Here is a 19,877-nt window from a genome sequence, read left to right on the forward strand (position 1 = left end):
ATTCTTGTAGATAAGTTATACTTATTATGGCACAAACTATAGCAACCTCTTCAGATATAGTTTCTCTTCCATCTGGAGGAGGGCAATTAGCTGGCTTAGGAGAAACATTCCAACCAAACTTATACACAGGTACCGGAAACTATTCGATTCCTATTTCTTGCCCTCCAGGTATTAATGGGCTAAAACCAGAACTAATTCTTGGCTATACAACAGGTGGAGGTAACGGTCCATTTGGCATGGGATTCCAATTGGGAGTACTTTCAATTAGTAGAGCTACTCAAAAAGGTATTCCAAAATATAGAAATACAAGTTCATCAACAGATAAAGAACAATTTCAATTTTCTGGAGCGCAGAATCTTATTGATTGTGGCAATAATCGCTATCGGCCAAAATTTGACCAAACATTCTGGTTAATTGAACGCAAGAAAGAACATTGGGAAGTCACGACAAAAGATGGCAGCGTTCATTATCTTGGCACAACATCAAATTCAAAAGTAAGTAATTCAGATAGAAGAAGAACCAGAGTTTTTTCGTGGTTGCTGGATCGAATGGTGGACCCTAATGGGAATGAAATTCAATATTCTTATCTAGAAGATGAATCCCAACGCTATGTTGAATCAATATCTTATGGACCATTCGAAATCCTCATAGATTATATTGATACTCGTCCCGATCCATTTATTTCAAGAAGAGCGGGCTTTGTCATAGAAACTCGATTTCGCGCACAACGTATTCGGGTAATTTCACATCGCAATGGCACTAGAGAGCTACGACGCTATGAGCTGGAGTATGAGGAACCTATTCCTCGGAAACTCTCATTACTAAAAAGGGTCACTATGGCAGCTGGGACAGGTAACAATTATGTTGTAATGCCGACAGTTACTTTTGACTACAGCAAACTTTCCTATGAGAAACAAGATGCAATAACTTTTACCTCTAGAGATGGATTGGTGCCTCCCAATTTAACTAATCCCAATATTAGTCTTGTAGATTTAACTGGTGATGGACTCCCAGATTTCGTTACCTCAGACGAATTCTCCCTATCTTATTGGAGAAATCTTGGTAATGGGCAATGGGCTGCACCAACACCTTTAGCAGGAGTATCTACTCAAATACAATTAGGAGCCCCAACTGTTCAATTTGCCGATCTTGAAGGAAATGGTACGGCAGATTTACTTATCGGAAGTAATCTTTCTGGTTATTTCCCTAATGCAGCAAGTGCTGATTGGGAAAATCCGATAATATATGAAAATGGCTTCTCTCTTCCTTTTGACTTAACAGATCCCAATCTGCGTTTAGTTGACATTGACGGTGATGGGCGTGTAGATGCTATTTACTCAGATTCTGATTCTTTCCAAATCTTTTTCAATCGAGGCAGAGAGGGATGGAAACAAGAAGCTCAAGTGGTTAGGAGAGAATTTAACGATTCTGAATGGCCGAATGTCTTCTTCAGCGATGATCGCATAAGATTTGCTGACATGACAGGTGATGGCCTTATGGACATTGTCATGGTTGACAGTGGAGAAATCTTTTATTGGCCAAACTTAGGATATGGTAACTGGGGAGCACGGGTAAGTATGGATGCATCCCCTATATTTCCGAGAAACTTCAAAAAAGAATATCTCTACTTAGTTGACATTGATGCAGATGGTTCTGCCGATCTTGTTTACATTGATGAGGAAAGGGATAGCATTCAAATCTGGTTAAACCATGAGGGTCGGTACTTTGGTGAAGTTATCTTAATAGATGGATTACCTTCGCTGATGGGAGCTAAAGTATTGTTCTTAGATATGTTGGCTCACGGGAGACCTGGCGTTCTTATTTCATATCCAGATAGAAACTCCCAGTATATTTATATCGAGTTAGGGTCCAATTCAGCTCCTTTTTTGATGACTCAGATAGATAATGGGTTAGGGGGAATAACAAAAATTAATTACGAGCCAGTCGAACATTTTCGGCAAGGCGATCGCATGGAAAATAGAGACTGGAACTCACTTCTTCCTTTTCCAATGCATGTAATTAGTTCCATTGAGGTAGAAGACTATTGGACAAAGAAAAAAGCTGTTACGAAATTCGGCTATAAAAATGGACATTATGATGGAGAAAAACGCGAGTTTCAGGGATTTGCAGAGGTAGAAGAACGGGAAGAAGGGGATGAATGGAGTCCAACTGTCAAGCGTAATTACAACTTTCATGTCGGTGCTGACCTCACTAAGAATGAAGCTCAGAGACGTGATACTCCAAATAGAACTAAAGAAAGATTGAGATCGCTTTCAGGTAAAGAATTAAAACGTTCTGTTTTCCAAGTTATGGATGGTGAAGAACCAGACATAGAAAAAGATCGGATTGAAAATACTTGGAGTGTCTCAGTTTCAGAGAATACGGAAAATGGAAATATATATTTTCCAAACCTTAGTGAAGGTAAAACTATAGCTTTTGCTGATAATAATCAACACAAAGTTAACATCACGCGCAATCTTAGATATGACCGCGATGGAAATATTCTCTCTAGAGAAGTAATTGGTGGAAGGCAACGAGATGAGTCCTTCCAACAGGAACTTTATTTAAAGGAAGATTTCTTGTATGCCAGTTCTCCTCAGAGACTGGATGGATGGCAAGCTCAAGCACTATGCGAAAGCAAAATTTCTGATGAAGAAGAAAACCTTCTTTCATTAACACGCACATACTTTGATGGAAACTTTTTTGAAGGATTGCCTTTGGGAGAGATGAACCTAGGGAATATATCTAGAATAGAAGAATTGGTGTACGACCAAGATATTACTAATATATTTGCCAATGTAGATCCTTCTGCTGCTGGTTATTATCAATCTGATGTCAATGGAGTATCTAAATGGTTTAGAAACAAAATAAGATACAAGTGGGCAACAGACGGCAAAATTGAAGAAATCATGGGGCCTAGAGATGAGATTCTCCAAGTTGAATACGATTCATATGGTATACACCCAATCCGTTCTATTAATGCTCTGGGTCATACGACCGAATTATCAATCGATGACAATGTTGAAGCAATTCAAGAAGTAAAGCATCCGAGCGGATATATTGATAGTAGGAAGTATGATGCATTGGGCCGAGTTGTACTCCAAATTCGCAAGGAAGACGACGAAGGGCAACATATTTATCGTGCAGTTTGGTATCAAATAGGAAGGCTTTGTGGCCATAATGCTTGCCCCCCATCAATAACAATTTTAGTTCCTAGAGAACGCATAGAAGGTGAATCAGGGCTTCCTAATATAAACACTCCTCTGGAAAATCAGCCCAAAGTCATCATTCAACGTGTTTTTTACAATGGTTTTGGTCGAGAATTACAGCGACGAGTATCAGCAGAACCTGATGAACAAGGCAATCGACGAGTTTCTGTCAGTGCAACCCGTTGGTATAACAAACGAGGTTTTCTTTATGCCCAAGGAGAACCTTATTTTAGTAATTCTTTTGAGTATAAGATTCCTGTCTCGCCAGAAGAAACTTCTGTTTCATTTGAATTTCATCGGGATTATCTGGGAAGAGTAATTAATGCTAATCGTATTGGTGTTGGTTCTCGATTAACACAATATTCTCCTTGGAAAATAACAGGTTGGGACGAAGAAGATAGTGCTTTGAAAGCGAAGCCTACAAGGGAAGAATATCTGGACTCTTGGAATCGGAAAATCGAGGTAAGAGAGTATGAAAACTTAGACACCTATAGGAAGACAACCTATAAGTACGATCCTACAAATAATTTAAAAGCCGTATTTGATAACCTTGATCATTGTACCTTAGAATTAAATCACGATTATTTAGGAAGAAGAGTCTCAATAACCCAATGTGATAGTGGAACTCGTAGGTATTTTCTTAATTCTGGTGGAAAAGTTGTTGAAAGTATTAGCCCCATTGGAACAAATTTTGTAAATACTTATGACCCTATAAATAGAGTAGTCGAAATTTCCTCAAGATCTGATGCGGGAGCTTTAACTACTCATAGAAGGTTTTGGTACGATAACAATCCAGATGATATGGCACAACCCAATCTATTGGGAAGATTGGCCCAAGTTGAAGATGAGGCTGGTCATATTATTTATGAATATAATCTAGCAGGCTTGAATACTTCCAAAAAAAGGGAGTTTTCTGATAATAGAACCTTTGAAACCAGAACCGAATATGATATTCTGTTGAACATTTCTGCATTTACCTATCCAAATGGAATTAAAATTCATTATGAATACAATGAATCAAATTTAATTCAGTCAATCCCTAACGTTATTAATAAGATTCTCTATAGCATTAAGGGTCAACCAACCAAGGTTATATTCACTAATGGAGTTAAGGAAATTCATGAATATGACGAAGTTTGCCGCCTTGTAAAATTTGATGTTAAAGGCTCAAATAACGAAGTTATTTTTAGCCAAAAATATCAATATAATGAAGGTCTTGATGTTGTTAGGCTTGAAGAAAACTTTGAAACAGAAACCAATTTATTCGTCTTTGAATATGATGGTTTAAAGCAGTTGACTAAAGTTGCAGGTTCTAATGAAGAAAGCTTTTTTGAATATGATTCTGTAGGAAATATTTTAAGAAATAGTCAATTAGGTGATGATTTATTTGAATACAACGATTCTCAACATCCCAACGTCTTAACAAGTCAGCCATCGTCCGATGGTTCTACAAGTAATATTTATGATGTAGCGGGTAGATTAGTCTCAAGTGGGAAATTTAATCAAATAGAATATGATGATTTTGATCGTTTGCAACATATAAAGCGTTCGGATGGAGTAGATATAGAATTTAGATTCGGACATGAAACAGGACGAGTTTTAAAGCGTGTAATTTCACACCCTCTACCTGTCAAAGAAACTTTTTATTTTGATGAAATATACGAGCAAACTGAAAATAAATCCAAAGCTCATATTTTAATTTCAGGAGCTCTAATAGCCAGTATTGAAAAAGATGAAAGTGGACAAGATACTCTAGAAATTTACCATAAGGATCGCTTAGGAAGTACGCGCTGTATCACAGGAGATGATGGAAAAATAAAGGATCGTCAAGAAAATACTACCTTCGGTCTTTCTCTACCATCTGGTTTTCCAGTCAAGAGTTTTATTGGTAGAGATTTCGATGAAGATACAGGACTAATATTTCTTGGAACGCGATTTTACGATCCCTCAATTGGTCGTTTTATAATGCCAGATGAGGAGGTAATCGCAGACCCTCTTAAATTTTTATCTGCACCTGTTCACTATAATCCTTATGCTTATTCAGCAAATAATCCTGTGCGTTACCGTGACCCTAACGGTCGCTTTGCAATTGTTGCAGCAATCGTTGTAGGTGCAGCAATCGGAGGTTATCTTGGTTATCAATCTGCTAAAGAACAAGGTCATAATCCGTGGACTGGAGCGCTGATTGGAGGTCTTATTGGTGGTATTACGGCTGGTTATGGCGGTTACTTAGGAGGGGCGGCGGTAGCATGGGAAGTGGTATCTGCCGGAGTAAGCGGAGCTCTCTTAAGCGCTGGTGTTTCTGCTGGAACGTCTTATCTTACAGGAGGCAGTTATGAAAATATTTGGACATCTGCTGCTATAGGTTTTGCTTTTGGAGCTGTTGGTTTTACTGTTGGTGACTGGCAACCTGTTGTTTCAGGTCAAGGACCATGGGTGAATACTCAAAATATCGCTCTTGAAATAGCATATGATGCTGGGAAAGGGGCTTTATATGGTGCTACTTTTAGTGCGGTAACTGGTGATGACATTCAAGATGGATTTGAAGATGGAGCGGTTAAAGGGGGATTATTGTCTGCTGCAAAGATTGCATTTTTAGGCATTATGTACTCTCCTATTAGTAGTGACAATAGATATGAAATAACTCATCAATATGGTTGGACTTCTCACAATGCAGATAACTCACATCTTGCGCCACAAATGCGCAGTCATGAGGGTTTACCGAATCTTTCAGGTGTCAGATTCAGAAGATATGGACTCATTCATAACATTATCGGTGAAAATACCAGCATCGTGTTAGGAAATAATGTCAGCATGTCAGAGGGTGCACACTACAATGTTAATGTTTTGGCTCATGAAATTCGTCACATACATCAGCAACAGCTACTAAATTTAGGCTCGTTAGAATTCTATGCAAGATATGCTATGCAGTGGGCATTTTCGGCTGGATGGCAACATCGTTACGCTAATCATCCAGGCAATGATACTTATGAGACTCCCTTGTAATGAGGATGTTTGGTACTTATCATGGGTCAGATTTTCATAGCTCTCATTTCGGATGGTTTTTATTCTTGTTATTAAATCAACAAACTTTTACTGAAAATCAATGAAAACAATTGTCCGCTCGATTTGTGTAATTTTTATAGCTATAGCTTTTTTAATAAACTTTCTGCCGACTGTAGCGAATGCACTCGAATTACCTTTTCAAGGAGATGTTGAGAATGACAACAGTAGTGGTAGCGCATTTGCCATTAAAAATGGTGGTAGAGGTTCTGCTGGAAGTTTTGAAATTACTGGTTCTAATAATACTGCCCCTGCTCTTCAGGGAAGAACTGAAGGCGCTGGTCCCGCCATTAGAGCTAGAACAACTGGTAGTGGAGCCGCAACCGATTCTGTAACAACTGGTATGGGATCTGCAGGGAATTTTAGGATTGACAATCCTGAGAATCAGGCACCTGCTTTACGTGCAAGTACAAATGGAAGTGGTCCTGCCGCGAGTTTCGATGGTGATGTGAATATATCGGGCCAAGTGTCTGCAGAAGCGGCAAATTTCTATACTGGTTCTAATAATACTGCCCCTGCTCTTCAGGGAAGAACTGAAGGCGCTGGTCCCGCCATTAGAGCTAGAACAACTGGTAGTGGAGCCGCAACCGATTCTGTAACAACTGGTATGGGATCTGCAGGGAATTTTAGGATTGACAATCCTGAGAATCAGGCACCTGCTTTACGTGCAAGTACAAATGGAAGTGGTCCTGCCGCGAGTTTCGATGGTGATGTGAATATATCGGGCCAAGTGTCTGCAGAAGCGGCAAATTTCTATGGTGATGTGAATATATCGGGCAAGTTGTTCGCAGAATCTATTCGTAATACTGCTAGTAGCGCTAACGATAGATTTCAAATAGGGAATGAAAGGATTGGGGCTCTTCTCAGTTTGGGAGATATAGATACTGGAATAAATATTAGTTTGGAAACTAAGCAGGGATTAGTTTTAATTTTGTTTCAGCCCAGATTGGGGAGAATCTACCAATCTCCAGGAAGAGCAGAGCAAGACCCAGGAGAAAGAGGCTTTCCATGTTCTTTAAAGATTGTTAGAGATGATAACCAAGTTGTAATATCAGAGCTTTTAAATATTACAGAAACGCGAGATTTTGTGGGTGCAGACGTAGTAGAAAAGGGAACTCATAGCTACAGGGTTTATATTAGATATATTCCGACAGCTTCTCCAAGTTTTATAGTGACAAGGCAGGACCTAAGGTTAGGAATATCCATAGAGAATTATACTTTAAAAGCTTTTGAACTTTGACTACAACTCTTATAGTTAGGGGAATGTATTTATAGGTTGGGAGATAGGGTTCCGTTGCAAAAAAGCGGCATCTTTTGTGATCACAGGGTAACCTGAATCGTCACCGATCGTGTTTGCTCACATCCCATGGCTTCATCAGAACCGTTCAAGTGGCGTCATTTCAAACCTGAGCTCATTCTGCTAAATGTCCGGTGTATCTACGCTATAGCTTGAGTTATCGGGATTTGGAGGAAATGATGCTCGAACGGGGCCTCAACGTTGATCACACCACTATCTTTCGTTGGGTTCAAGCCTACAGTCCAGAGATTGACCAGTGCTGTCGCCCACATCTGAGGCCCACCCATGATTCCTGGAGAATCGACGAGACTTACATCAAAATCAAAGGCGTTTGGAAGTACCTCTATCGAGCGGTCGACTCTGAGGGGAATACCCTCGACTTCATGCTCAGTGCCAAATGCGATGCCAAAGCTGCCAAACGCTTTCTCAGGAAGGTACTCAATACCCCGCATACGATCGACCCCAGAGTAATCACCGTCGATAAGCATGTGGCCTATCCGCCTGCGATCGATGACTTAAAGCAAGACGCGGCTCTACCAGAAACGACGGAAACTCGGCAAGTCAAGTACTTAAACAATATTATTGAGCAGGACCATCGATTCATCAAACGGCGGGTCAAGCCTGGCCTGGGATTTGGCTCATTCAATACGGCTAGACGCACACTTAAAGGATATGAGGCCATGAACATGATTCGAAAAGGACAGATCGATGGGATAGACAGAGGCGATGTCATAGGACAGATCGCTTTCATCAACGAAATCTTCGGAGTGGTTGCTTAACAAGCGTTAGATTGACAGGGATCTTCTCTCTTCATGATCTTTTTGCAACGCAACCGCATTTTTTCCTTAAGATTCGTCAAATGCTCACGTACAGCCAGGTACTCAACCGGCAAGGCTGTCAAAATTACAGCAAGGGACATGGGCTTTATTTTAAGTCAGCTTGATTCCACTATTCTGGCGATTTCAATCTGAAATGCCAAGGGACTAAGGTATTTCTTTGCTTTTTGATCCACTGCAAACGATTTTCCACCATTGCTGTCTCATTCGTTGGTTGAGCAAGTAACAGATTGAGTTTTGTAAAACCTTGCTGCTATCAAAGGCAGAAACTTTATCTCTTCTGTGTTCTTTTTTGATTACTTAAGAGAGATTTTTGGTAAATTTCAATAGCCCTACCATGGGCAACAGGATCTTCTCGGTTATGCAACCAGTCCTTTAGAAGCTCAAGGTTATAGCGAATACACCGACTGTTGATCCGCACCCAGTGGAGACCTTCAATCCATTCACCACTGCGGCGATAACGCTTGAGTGTCGAAGCGCTCATATTCAAATATTCTGTTGCTTGACGTTTACTAACAAAGAGAAGCATGACGCTGCTCCTAACCGTTATTGGTCAACTCCAAAATCGGCAGATGTTTTTGAGAAGGTTCTCGCTGCTATGACAGCCAACCCTCAACAGTCCTGATAGTTCCTATCTTACGCTCAATGCTGACTATATGCGGACGGAGAAATATTGCTTAATTTAGTTTGTGATTGAATATTTTATATAGGCTGACCGCCAACTTTTTTAATCTATATGCCTGAACTCAAACCACCTAAAGCTCTGGGTTTTGAATGGGCCTACCAAAGATGTCAGCATAAAGCGACTATATTGGAAAGCTAGCCAGTCCTGCCTGATTAATTGATCAGCATAGATTTCAAAACTACTGATTTAACTGGACTTCAGCCTCCGTAAAAAGTTGAACTTATCTATTGAATTGCCTCTTGACTCAATCAGGCGTTGTGGCTACTCTAAGCCTTAGGCTGTTCACGGCCTTACTACAGAGCCCATAATTTAGCGCCATCGGCAGGTGGTGACACACCATGCCGATGACATACGCCCTCCAAGCTGGTCATAGCAGCCTGGGAACGCAGGTTTAATGTAACCTGTTGCCACCCCGGATTGCACCTATGCAGGGGGTGGCTAATTTATGGCTCTGGTTTCCTTCTCGTCGTTTATCGGAGATCAGAGTCCATGTTTCTTGATAATAGTCAGGGCACAGGTGCGCCTACAGATCCGCCTGTCGGTGGAGCACTGCCGGAATATCAGTATGAAGACGTCAGGCTGATGCTGATGGGCAGCCTTGCATCGGTGCAAAATACCATCGCCCTGCTGTTTAAGCTCAACTATGCAGAGCCGAATGATTGGAGTCGTCCATTAGCAACTGGGCGACCTAATGAGGTGATGGCGATTCTGACGAAGCGAGTCAGGGTGGATTAGTCTCTTTCTGACCTAATCTACAGAACAGACATCATTCTCAGCTAACGATCCGTCTTCTTAAGGGGATGGATCGCGAATCCAACCAAGAGTCCCAAACTTGATTTAACTTGTAACTCCTGAATCACTCTGTTTCTGTTGGGGTAAGTAGGGCTTGCTGAATAACTCAGAATCCAATCTGGATAAGGCTTTCAGCCTCAAAAGGCTCAGCTAGGTGCAAGGTAAAATAACAGAATTCTACGGAAAATCAATGGTTTCAGCGATTTCGGCCTTGCACTAGCTTTCTGAAAAATCGGTCAAATTCCTTGCTGTTAAAGCACTGATTACTTTTTCAGCAAGCCCTAAGTATCTTGGTTGTTGTCGTTTGAACTGCATGAAAGCGTCGCGCACGGTGCATTTTGCATAGCGAGTCATGGCCAGCGTTATAACGCCTTTTTCATAGACTTGATACTGAATAAATGGTCCCTGCAGTAAAGTAAGGGCTACATTCACAGCCGGGTTTCCAAGTTCGAGTGCGGCCAAAGCCACTGAGTCATCTAGCTTGATGGCAGCCCAATCATTCGCAATAAAGCGCTGGTATAGCTTGACATAGTCAATATCAGGTTCTCCAATCACCCGTCGGCTAACCTCTAAATAATCATGCCGTGCGACCTGAGCTTGTTGGGTCCTACATGTGTGAGGCTTGGGAAGAGTGTTCATGGGCTTTTTAGGTTAGCTATCCATCCTTCAATGACTCGTTAGTCAATCTCTAAATCAGCCTTCCGAGATTTCATTGGTTGCTTTCCTAGGGACTTTGCCTTCTCTACTTGCTGCAACACTTTTATCACGGTTGATCTCACATATTGACTCATCGGCGGAAGTGGCACCTTATTCTGATGTATGTGGTACTGCAAATAGGGACTTTGATGCAAAATCCCCGATACCACCTTTGGCGAATGCCCTGACGTCAATCCTTTTAGGGCTACTGCCTCATCCAGCTTGATCGCCGCCCAATCATTTTCAGCAAACCGCTTGTAGAGCACATCATATTCGAGCTGTGGGTCCCCAATCACCCGTCGCGCCAGTTCCAAATACTGCTGCCGCGCCAGCACCCCACGCTCACTGGCCGGTTCCTTTGGTGTCAATGCCATTTATCCCGCAATCTCCGACTCATTGATTAATTCGCCAAGGGCTAATTCGCCAAGGGCCGCTGCCTCATCAAAATCCACTCCCTCGTTCTGGGGCATGGCTTCACTCACCTCGGATGAATCCTCTCCTGAAACGTGTGGCTCCCCACCTTGGGACGCCAATACCCCGGTCACAATAAACTGCTGCAACACTTCACCCATCGTCTGCTGAATCGCCTGCTTCAACTCGTGACTCACCTGAGCCGTTTGGGGAGACTCGATGCCAAATGTTTGGCAAATCAAATCAATCTGACGCCTGAGTGCCGCCACCGATTCTCGTGCCATCCCCTGCACTTCATCCTCACTGAGATCCTTCATCGCCTGATAGGCAAAGGGCTGCCAAAAGGCCGACATCGCCTCCAGTCCCTTGTGCTTACCCAGGCGGGCGGGTATCTGCTCATTCTGAATCAGATACTCAAACACCACCCCGATGGGTTTATCGAGATCCGCATTATAGGAAAACAAAATCCGCTGGCGTTCCGTGTTCGCTTGTCGTTTCCGGGGCATTCGTGTCTCCTAGGCCGTTACCTTGCATAGCTTACCGATGAGGCCCTGAAAAAGACCGTAACAGTCCACCATTCGTAACGGTAGCGTGGGAATAATGGTTGTTTCCGGTAACTGGTTGGCAATGGCTGTGAGCTGAGACTGACTACCATCAGCAAAGGTCACACGCTCCGTCAGATTCAAGCTGTCAAAATAATCTTCCAGCCTGGGGCGCAACACATGGGAGGCCCCACCACTGACGGTAATATCCACTGCTGCATTGCCCAATTGCTTAAACACATGGTCCTGTAAATGCACCTGTACCGCTTGCCAGTAGGTCTGCCGCACGGCTTCGGCCAGCTTACCAAAATCATAGAGACTGCCGCGTGATTGAGAAATCTGTTGGTTGCGTCCGGTCATCAACGCATTCATTAAGGCTCCATAGTCAGCGGTCGTGACTCCTAAAGAGTCAGCCGTCTTCTCAAACACCGGCCAGAATCCCGGACCATTGGAGCTAGAGGATGCCACTCTCAATGAGCCACCCTCAAAATACAGCGCCGACAAATTCCGGTGCCCCATCATCAACACCATCATGCAGCGCTGAGCAATGGACTGCCCCAAGGATTCCAACTGCTGTTTATGTCTGAGGTAAAGACCAAACCCTTCAGGGAAGAACTTCAGCGATAGCTGTATCCGCTGAGGGGTATCTCGAAACTTAAAACCGGACTGACAGAGTGCCTGTAGTTGTTCGGCCACTTCATTGCGAGTTCGAATTTCGGTCAGGGGTAAGGCTAACCAGACGGTTGCATCATAATTGCTAGGGAGTTCTTCGGCAGTTGCGATCGCACCCAACGCAGCAGCAATCTTATACGCTGCCATCTGCGACTTCTTCGCCATCAGACTATTGGTTTCCAGGAATGCCTTAGCCGCATCTCCTACCAGCACAATTTCATCATCCAACTGTAACCAGGCACTATCTTGAGGCCGACCCGAAGCATTCAAGCTGGGTACTGAAACCGACGATAGTCCATCCGCCACTTCCGCCCCCATCCATAGCGGCACCGTTTGACCTGGATGAACCCGATAGAAAAACTTTGAGGCTGACGAACCCAGGTCCGCTGCCAGATAAATCTGTGGATTTGCAACTGTAGTCAGAGTCATATGGTTCTCCAAATTCCTACAAGGCCCATGCTAAAGGCATTCAACCAACATGGATATAAATGGATAAATAATGAAATATAGTTGACCAAAAAATAGACATATTGGTTAGTATTGGAATCAGATTTCAGGTTTTGTCTACCAGGTTACGCCCCGATCCGGGGCTTCACGGGGAGGCCACACAGGACGCCAAAATTTTGGCAATTTTCCCCTATCCACCACCTTCCAACGGTTTCAAGGTTTTTCACCTCATCTACTCGTTTTGCCCGATTGTTGTGTCGTTTTAGACCAGACTTTCCGTGCTTTCCACGAGTAATCTTTCCGCCCATCAAGCGGCCCATTACTACTCAAAAGAAGACTATTACAGCCAGGAGGAAGGGGTATCCCCATCTCGCTGGTTGGGTGAGGGTGCCAAGAAATTAAATCTCTCTGGCGATGTGGATACCGAAACCTTTCAACAACTGTTGCGAGGACAGACACCGGATGGTCAGAATTTGTTCAGTCGCAAAGTGGATATCGATAAACGTCGAGCCGCTACAGACCTCACGTTTAGTGCGCCGAAGAGTGTGAGTATTGCGGCCCTGGTGCAACAGGATGAGCGGGTGGTGAAAGCGCATCATCAGGCGGTGGCAAAAGCCCTTTCTGTTTTAGAAGACCGCTATGCTCAAACGAGAATTTCAACAGACACTGGACGGCAACGAATCAAGACGGGAAATCTCATCACAGCAGTCTTTACCCATGGCACCAGTCGAGAGGTGGAACCGCAGCTCCATAGTCATTGCGTGGTGCTAAATGCTACCCAGCTAACCGATGGTCGTTGGTTTAGTTTCAGTAATGAGCAAGCCATCGCCAATAAAAAACTTCTGGGCCAGCTCTATCAGAATGAACTGGCCCATTTGCTCAAGCAGCAGGGGTACGAAATTGAACCCAAGGCCCACGGTCAGTTTGAGCTAAAGGGTTATGCTCCAGAATTGCTGAAAGCGTTTTCTACCAGACGAAAACAGATTCTGTCGTTACTCGAAGAGTGGGAGTCTGAGGGGAAGAAGCCCACTGCTTCTAATGGCAAGGAAATCCAGTCGGAGATGCTGCTACGGGAAGCGGCAAATCTGAAGACGCGGAAGAATAAACCAAAAGTAACCAGTGCTGAGCGATTGCTCAAAGGTTGGAAGGCGTTTGCACAGTTGAAGGGGTTTGAGTTACCGGAACTGCCGGGGGAGGAGGTTGAGATCGCTAGTCAGCAAACTGTTAATGCCATATCAAACCTCAAGCCTGCTATCCAGCATTGTGGTGAGCGGGATGCGGTTTTTCGGCAGACGCACTTGGAGCGATTTGTGTTTGAGCATCATTTAGGGGAGCAGAGTTGGGAGGAATTGGAGGGCGCGATCTCTACTAACTCCGAACTCATCAAAGTCGAAGAGCAGAAGTTTACGACCCAAGCGGCTCTGAACCTGGAACTCAATACCATCCGACTTATGCAGCAGGGTAGGGGAAATGTGGAACCGCTGGCATTTCCGGAATCTTTGGTTAGCACTTCCTCCCTTATCCAGGAGCAACGGCAAGCTATCCACCTCACCTGCACCACACCGGATCAGTTCATTGCATGGCAAGGGTCTGCCGGTTCCGGTAAAACCTACACTCTGAATACTCTCAAGCAAATTGCTCAAAGCCAGGGCTATCAGGTGCGAAGTTTTGCTCCCAGTGCCGAAGCGGCCCATGGGTTGGGGCAGGCGTTAGATATTCAGACAGAAACCGTGGCGGCATTACTGGCTTCTCAAAATCGGGAAACCGAAAATGCTGTCTGGATTGTGGATGAAGCTGGACTACTGAGCATGAAAGATGCTCGTGCTTTACTGACCCGTGCCACAGTCGAACAGGCCCGCGTAATTTTGGTGGGTGATACAAAGCAGCTTTCTTCCGTTGAAGCGGGCAACCCGTTCAAGAGTCTGCAGGCAGGGGGCATTACTACTGTCTATCTGGATGAAACCCTACGACAGCAGCGCCAGGAACTGAAAACAGCGGTACAGTTAATTGCCCAGGGCAAGATGGTTCAGGGCATCGATACTCTTGATGCAGCTGGGTGCATTCAAGAAGTGGAAAATGCTGATCTTAGACGTAAGCATTTGGCCCAGGGTTATCTGGCTTTATCACCGGAAGAACGAGAGCAGACATTAATTCTGGCAGGCACCAATCAAGAGCGGTTGGCGCTGACTCAAACCTTACGGACTGAGCTTCAGGCTGAAGGAAGTTTGGGGCAGGATGCTTTTACAATTATGGGTTTGCGACAGAAGAATATCACCAAGGCCCAGGCTGGTTATGTGACGGTGTATCAGCCAGGGGATGTGCTGGTGCCGACGCAGAATTATAAGAAGCAGGGATTGTTGAAGGGGCAGCAGTATACGGTGGTTTCGGTGGATCGGGAGAGACATCGGCTACTGGTGGAGACGCCTGGGGGACAGGTGATGGGTGTTGATCCGGCGCGGTGTCCGTTGAAGTCGGTGTATGTGGGACAGGAGGTGGCGATCGCTCCCGGCGATCAGCTGCGATGGACTAAAAATGATCGAGCCAATAAACGACGTAATGGCCAACAATTTACGGTTCAGCAAATTACATCTGATGGCATTGCTGAGATTCTTGATAGTGAAGGAACCGTGCAGCAGGTAAATCTCAGTAGTCGGCAGTATGTGGACTATGCCTGGGTGAGTACGACCTATGGCAGCCAAGGTAAGACAGCGGATCGAGTAGTGGCTTTGATGGATAGCACGACAACGAATCGGGAGTCTTTTTATGTGACAGTGTCCCGTGCGAAACATCATTTGGCACTGTATACGGCTGATAAGGTGGCGTTGTCACAATGGGCTGAGATGTCGAAAGCGAAGGAAAATACGAGTGATTATGTTCCGTTGGCTCAAGCAGTAGAAAAAGAGGTGGTTAGTGCGCTCGGGGAAGATAGCAACGTATCCCCGACGGTTAGACAGCCTGTAACTACAACAATTAGTAATCCACCAGTACCAAAGTCATTTGCTGTTCCTGATGAGGTAACTCACAAAGAGACTGAGTCGTTTAAGGCTCAAGTATCTGCAGCTGAGCCAAACACTCAGCCATCGAAAAAACAGAAGTCTTTGGCCCTTTGGCAACAATATAGTCAGGGGCTTACGCTCAGGGATCCTGTAAACCTAGATCTTCAGGTTGCAAGGAAAGCTTTGAAGGATGGACAGAGCCAGAAGGATATTGCGTTAATGCTTTCGGCTGGAAGTCCTATGGTGCGACGAATTATTCAAGATCAAGGTAAGCAGCAGGCAATGGTCTATGTAAATCAGACGGTACGTAAGGTTCTTAACCGTCAGATGGTGCAGAATAGGCGTTCGCCTCAGTCACTACGTGATCGCTCAATGGAATTAGAGTAAGGTGTGCGATCTCACCTCTAAACTCAATGCAAACAAGCATTACAGCCTAAAAGCAAGTTCAAGGGCAATCGCCTACTATCGGAGGATGTGTCAGAAAGTTTCCCTTAACTTTCCGATTTTTTGAAGGTGTTATCTACCGCATCAGCCCCATGAGCCGATTCCCCAAGCGATATCGAGGTGTTGTATTAACCCAGCAAGGGATAGATCGCCTAGAAGCTGCGATCGCAACGGCTCAAGACGAGGAAAAATACGGCAAGCGCTTCACTCAGGCGGAACTTTCCGAACGGGCCAAGCTCAGCATTAAGACCATTAAGAAAATTCGAGATCGCATTGCACCTGTAGATGAAACATCGGTAAAAACCCTATTTGAATCTTTTGGGTTAGTGCTGGACACAGCTGACTATGGCCTACCTGAATTGACCTCACAATTAGCAGATCGCGAGCCAATACCTAAGGAAAAGTGTTCAACGAAAATCGACTGGGGTGAGAAACCAGATACGGCAATTTTCTTTGGACGTACTGAGGATTTAGCGACTCTGGACCAATGGGTGATGACGGATCAGTGCCGATTGGTGACGCTGCTGGGAATGGGGGGGATTGGCAAAACGTCCTTGGCCGCAAAGCTGGCTGACCAGATTTACGAGCAATTTGACTATGTCATCTGGCGTAGTCTGCGCGAAGCGCCGCCGTTGGACGAAATTCTAGTGCGGCTAATTCAGTTTCTCTCCAATCAACAGGAAACGGAGATCAATTTGCCAACGCGTCTAGGAGAACGCATTATTCGTTTGCTTCACTATTTGCGAGAGCATCGCTGCTTGCTGGTATTAGATAACCTGGAATCGATTCTGCAGGCGGAAACGACTGGGCAATTCCGAGACGGGTATGAAGGTTATGGGGAATTGATTCACCGGATTGGAGAAGCAAAACATAAAAGCTGTCTGTTACTTACTAGTCGCGAATGTCCTCGTGAATTAGCTCCGATGGCAGGGAGTCATCTTTCCGTACGTTTATGGTCAGTAGGCGGTGTTGACTACGAAGCCGGGCGGGAAATTCTGAAAGCGAAGGGCTTGGACTTGGATGAAGCAGATCCCCAAGTCCAAGAATTGCTTCTTCGCTACAGTGGCAATCCTCAGGCACTGCATCTGGTAGCCACTGCGGTTCAGCGAGAGTTTTTGGGCGATGTGAATGATTTTTTAGAAGAGGAAGAGACAACGGTTGAGGATGTGAGAAGTCTGTTAGAGCAGCATCTGAGTCGTTTGACATCTCTGGAAAGAACGCTGTTGTTCTGGCTTGCTATTAATCGTGAACCGGTGGGACTAGAAGAGTTAATGGACGATTTGTTGCCACCTGTAAGAAAACGGGAAGTAAGGAATGCCTTACGGGGATTGAGCGATCGCTACCTGATAGAAACAGTGGACAAGCAGTTCACACTGCAAAACGTGATTATGGAGTTTGCTACAGATCGATTTATTGAACGTATTATCGAAGAATTCAGTCTTCAGAATTTCGCTCTATTGCATACTCATGCTCTGATCAAAGCTTCTGCCAAAAACTATGTTAGAGAAACACAGTTGCGAGTGATTTTGCTGCCAGTAGCCAATCACCTCCACGACCTAGCACGACAAATTCGAAATTCACTACAAGCAATTCGTCAAAACTCAGATTGGGCAAACGGCTATATTCCTGGCAATCTATTTAACCTCATATGCCAAACCCAAACTGAAATTCAATCTGCCAACTTTTCCAAAGTAACTCTCAGACAAGCACATTTGAGGGGAATGACTATTGATTCTGTAGATCTGTCTGAAAGCAATTTCATTGCTCCTTCAATCACTGAAATTTTCGATGGGGTCAGAACTATTGCTTTTAGCCATAATGGCACCCTATTAGCAAGCGGAGAAGGAAGAGGTAAAATTCGAATTTGGGAAGTCAAGAAGAAACAGAGTTCAATAACTCTTGAGAGCTTAAAAAGTTTTGCCGGACACACAAATGGTATTTTGTCACTCGCATTTAGTCCTGTAGAAGGAGTCCTTGCTAGCAGTAGTGTGGATGGCACGATCAGGATTTGGGATATTCACACTGGAAGTTCCTCAAAATTCTCTGAGACATTTAGACATCGAATATGGTCAATAGCTTTCAGTCCAAACGGAGAACTAATTGCCAGTGGGCACGACGATTCAGCAGTTCGAATTTGGGATGTGCAGAACCGCCAATGCCTTCAAATTTTAGAGGGGCATAAAGCTCGGATTTGGGCAGTTGGATTTAGTCCAAATGGGAGATTGATAGCTAGTGCCAGTGCCGACAAGACAATTATTATCTGGGATATTAAACAGTATCGAAGTCTATACACATTCGCAGATCACACTGATGAAGTAACATCTATTGCTTTTAGTCCAGATGGACATTTCATTGCTAGTGGGAGTGCTGATAAAACAGTCCGGATTTGGGATGCCAGAAAATTTAAATGCTTACATACATTTTATGGGCATACTGATTGGATTTGGTCTATTAGCTTTAGTCCTAGTGACAAGTTACTTGTCACTAGTAGTGCTGATGAAACAATTCGGTTCTGGGATGTTCAAAAGTTTCAGTACCTTTATGCTATTGCTGAAAGAAGCCATCGAGGTTGGGCAGTTGCATTTAGCCCAGACGGTAATTTCCTCGCCAGTGCCCATGGAGATTCGACGATTCGCCTCTGGGATGTGCACAAACGTCTTTGTTTGTACATCCTGACTGGTTACAGTAATGGCATCTCGGCCACGGATTTTAGCCCAGATGGTAAGTACATCGCTAGTGGGAGTGCTGATGGAATCATAAGACTTTGGGATGTCCAGAAACGATTATGCATTCATGCATTAGTGGGTCACAAGAGAGGGGTGTTATCCATAGCATTTAGTTCAAACGGTCGATTCCTTGCTAGTAGCGGCGAGGACTCAATAATTCGTTTGTGGGATATGCAAAAACTTCAATGCGACAATGAGTTTACAGAGCAAAATAATTGGGTGCGATCAATAGCTTTTAGTCCAGATGATAAATTCCTAGCTAGCGGTTGTAATGACCACACGATTCGGCTATGGGATATTGAGAATGATTGTTGTTCAAAAGTATTTAAGGGACATACCGACTGGGTGCGATCGGTAACGTTTAGCCCAGATGGAATGCTCCTGGCTAGTGGAAGTGCTGACAACACTATTAGACTTTGGAGTATTAGAGAAGAAAAGTTTTTATACAAATTTCATAAGCATGATACGGGAGTACTCTCTGTTATTTTCAGCCCTGATAGTAATTTTCTAGCTAGTAGTGGTGAAAATGGGATTATTAGGCTATGGGATCTTAAGACTCGTCAATGTATACGCGAATTTTGCGCACACACTAACTGGGTAAGAAAAGTTGCCTTTAGTCCTAACGGGCAGTTTTTAGCGAGTGGGGGTGCAGACAAAACAATTCGACTCTGGAATATTCAAAAAGATCAAAAGAAACATCTGTTCCTAGAGCAAGCTGAAGAGCTAAGAGGCAACGAGTTTACATCAGTGTCATTCTCGCCAGATAGTATGACACTGTCTGGAAGTACTAACGATGGGCAGATTATTCTGTGGAATACGCAAACAGGGCGATGTTATCCAGCTTTGCAACTACCTCGCCCTTACGATGGCACTAATATCACTGGTGTGAAAGGTCTAACAGAGGCTCAACGTATCTCAATGATTACCTTAGGTGCAGTTGATTACTCTTGCGAAAGCTTGGTGAATAAATGAGATTAGCTCATTCCCACAAACGTCTCAGTTAGGCGAGCCGCCTTAAAAATAGGTGTAGAACTAATTTAGAAATGATGACGGCATTGTGA

The 19,877-nt window shown here is 44.1% G+C and carries 10 protein-coding genes and 1 pseudogene; 6 read left to right on the plus strand and 5 right to left on the minus strand.

Annotated elements, in window-relative coordinates:
- Window positions 1-26: 26 nt before the first annotated feature.
- The 3 genes and pseudogenes from SPB21_RS01500 (at window position 27) to SPB21_RS01510 (ending at window position 8,348) form a co-directional block, all read left to right on the plus strand.
- Window positions 27-6,215, plus strand: coding sequence for a SpvB/TcaC N-terminal domain-containing protein (locus tag SPB21_RS01500; protein WP_499865138.1), 6,189 nt, complete (start codon window positions 27-29; stop codon window positions 6,213-6,215).
- Between the two features lie 100 nt (window positions 6,216-6,315).
- Window positions 6,316-7,512, plus strand: coding sequence for a hypothetical protein (locus SPB21_RS01505; protein WP_499865139.1), 1,197 nt, complete (start codon window positions 6,316-6,318; stop codon window positions 7,510-7,512).
- Window positions 7,513-7,638: 126 nt separating this feature from the next.
- Window positions 7,639-8,348, plus strand: a pseudogene (locus SPB21_RS01510) (IS6 family transposase).
- A gap of 328 nt (window positions 8,349-8,676) precedes the next feature.
- Here SPB21_RS01510 and SPB21_RS01515 read toward each other — a convergent pair.
- Window positions 8,677-8,934 carry a helix-turn-helix transcriptional regulator gene (locus tag SPB21_RS01515; RefSeq protein ID WP_499865140.1) on the minus strand — a complete coding sequence of 86 codons (258 nt, stop codon included), beginning with the start codon at window positions 8,932-8,934 and terminating at the stop codon, window positions 8,677-8,679.
- 645 nt (window positions 8,935-9,579) lie between these two features.
- On the opposite strand from SPB21_RS01515, the gene SPB21_RS01520 reads away from it, so the two are divergent.
- Complete coding sequence (locus SPB21_RS01520; RefSeq protein ID WP_499865141.1) at window positions 9,580-9,825, plus strand: hypothetical protein; 246 nt, start codon at window positions 9,580-9,582, stop codon at window positions 9,823-9,825.
- A 273-nt stretch (window positions 9,826-10,098) separates the two neighbouring features.
- Here the strand turns inward: SPB21_RS01520 and SPB21_RS01525 are convergent, their stop codons facing one another.
- From SPB21_RS01525 to SPB21_RS01540, 4 genes are read right to left on the minus strand one after another with little or no spacing between them, the layout of a single operon-like run.
- The gene (locus SPB21_RS01525) at window positions 10,099-10,521 is read right to left on the minus strand and encodes a hypothetical protein (RefSeq protein ID WP_499865142.1); all 423 of its coding nucleotides are present in this window, start codon (window positions 10,519-10,521) and stop codon (window positions 10,099-10,101) included.
- 38 nt (window positions 10,522-10,559) lie between these two features.
- Complete coding sequence (locus SPB21_RS01530) at window positions 10,560-10,952, minus strand: hypothetical protein (RefSeq protein ID WP_499865143.1); 393 nt, start codon at window positions 10,950-10,952, stop codon at window positions 10,560-10,562.
- Window positions 10,953-11,495: a hypothetical protein gene (locus tag SPB21_RS01535; protein ID WP_499865144.1), complete on the minus strand. Its 543-nt coding sequence runs from the start codon at window positions 11,493-11,495 to the stop codon at window positions 10,953-10,955.
- A gap of 9 nt (window positions 11,496-11,504) precedes the next feature.
- Window positions 11,505-12,632, minus strand: a complete 1,128-nt coding sequence (locus SPB21_RS01540; RefSeq protein WP_499865145.1) for a hypothetical protein — start codon at window positions 12,630-12,632, stop codon at window positions 11,505-11,507.
- A gap of 296 nt (window positions 12,633-12,928) precedes the next feature.
- Here SPB21_RS01540 and mobF point away from each other — a divergent pair, with 296 nt between their 5' ends.
- Complete coding sequence (gene mobF / locus SPB21_RS01545) at window positions 12,929-16,033, plus strand: MobF family relaxase (protein WP_499865146.1); 3,105 nt, start codon at window positions 12,929-12,931, stop codon at window positions 16,031-16,033.
- A gap of 149 nt (window positions 16,034-16,182) precedes the next feature.
- Complete coding sequence (locus SPB21_RS01550; protein ID WP_499865147.1) at window positions 16,183-19,788, plus strand: WD40 repeat domain-containing protein; 3,606 nt, start codon at window positions 16,183-16,185, stop codon at window positions 19,786-19,788.
- The last annotated feature ends 89 nt before the right edge of the window (window positions 19,789-19,877 follow it).

The sequence above is a fragment of the Leptothoe sp. ISB3NOV94-8A genome (genome assembly GCF_043421595.1).
GTDB classification, from domain to species: Bacteria; Cyanobacteriota; Cyanobacteriia; order Phormidesmidales; family Phormidesmidaceae; genus Leptothoe; species Leptothoe turfae.

Excerpts from the sequence above, each read along its gene's own strand:
- SPB21_RS01530 (WP_499865143.1), bottom strand. The coding sequence starts at position 10,952 with ATGGCATTGACACCAAAGGAACCGGCCAGTGAGCGTGGGGTGCTGGCG.
- SPB21_RS01550 (WP_499865147.1), top strand. The coding sequence starts at position 16,183 with ATGAGCCGATTCCCCAAGCGATATCGAGGTGTTGTATTAACCCAGCAA.
- SPB21_RS01525 (WP_499865142.1), bottom strand. The coding sequence starts at position 10,521 with ATGAACACTCTTCCCAAGCCTCACACATGTAGGACCCAACAAGCTCAG.
- SPB21_RS01535 (WP_499865144.1), bottom strand. The coding sequence starts at position 11,495 with ATGCCCCGGAAACGACAAGCGAACACGGAACGCCAGCGGATTTTGTTT.
- SPB21_RS01500 (WP_499865138.1), top strand. The coding sequence starts at position 27 with ATGGCACAAACTATAGCAACCTCTTCAGATATAGTTTCTCTTCCATCT.
- SPB21_RS01540 (WP_499865145.1), bottom strand. The coding sequence starts at position 12,632 with ATGACTCTGACTACAGTTGCAAATCCACAGATTTATCTGGCAGCGGAC.
- SPB21_RS01505 (WP_499865139.1), top strand. The coding sequence starts at position 6,316 with ATGAAAACAATTGTCCGCTCGATTTGTGTAATTTTTATAGCTATAGCT.
- SPB21_RS01520 (WP_499865141.1), top strand. The coding sequence starts at position 9,580 with ATGTTTCTTGATAATAGTCAGGGCACAGGTGCGCCTACAGATCCGCCT.
- SPB21_RS01515 (WP_499865140.1), bottom strand. The coding sequence starts at position 8,934 with ATGCTTCTCTTTGTTAGTAAACGTCAAGCAACAGAATATTTGAATATG.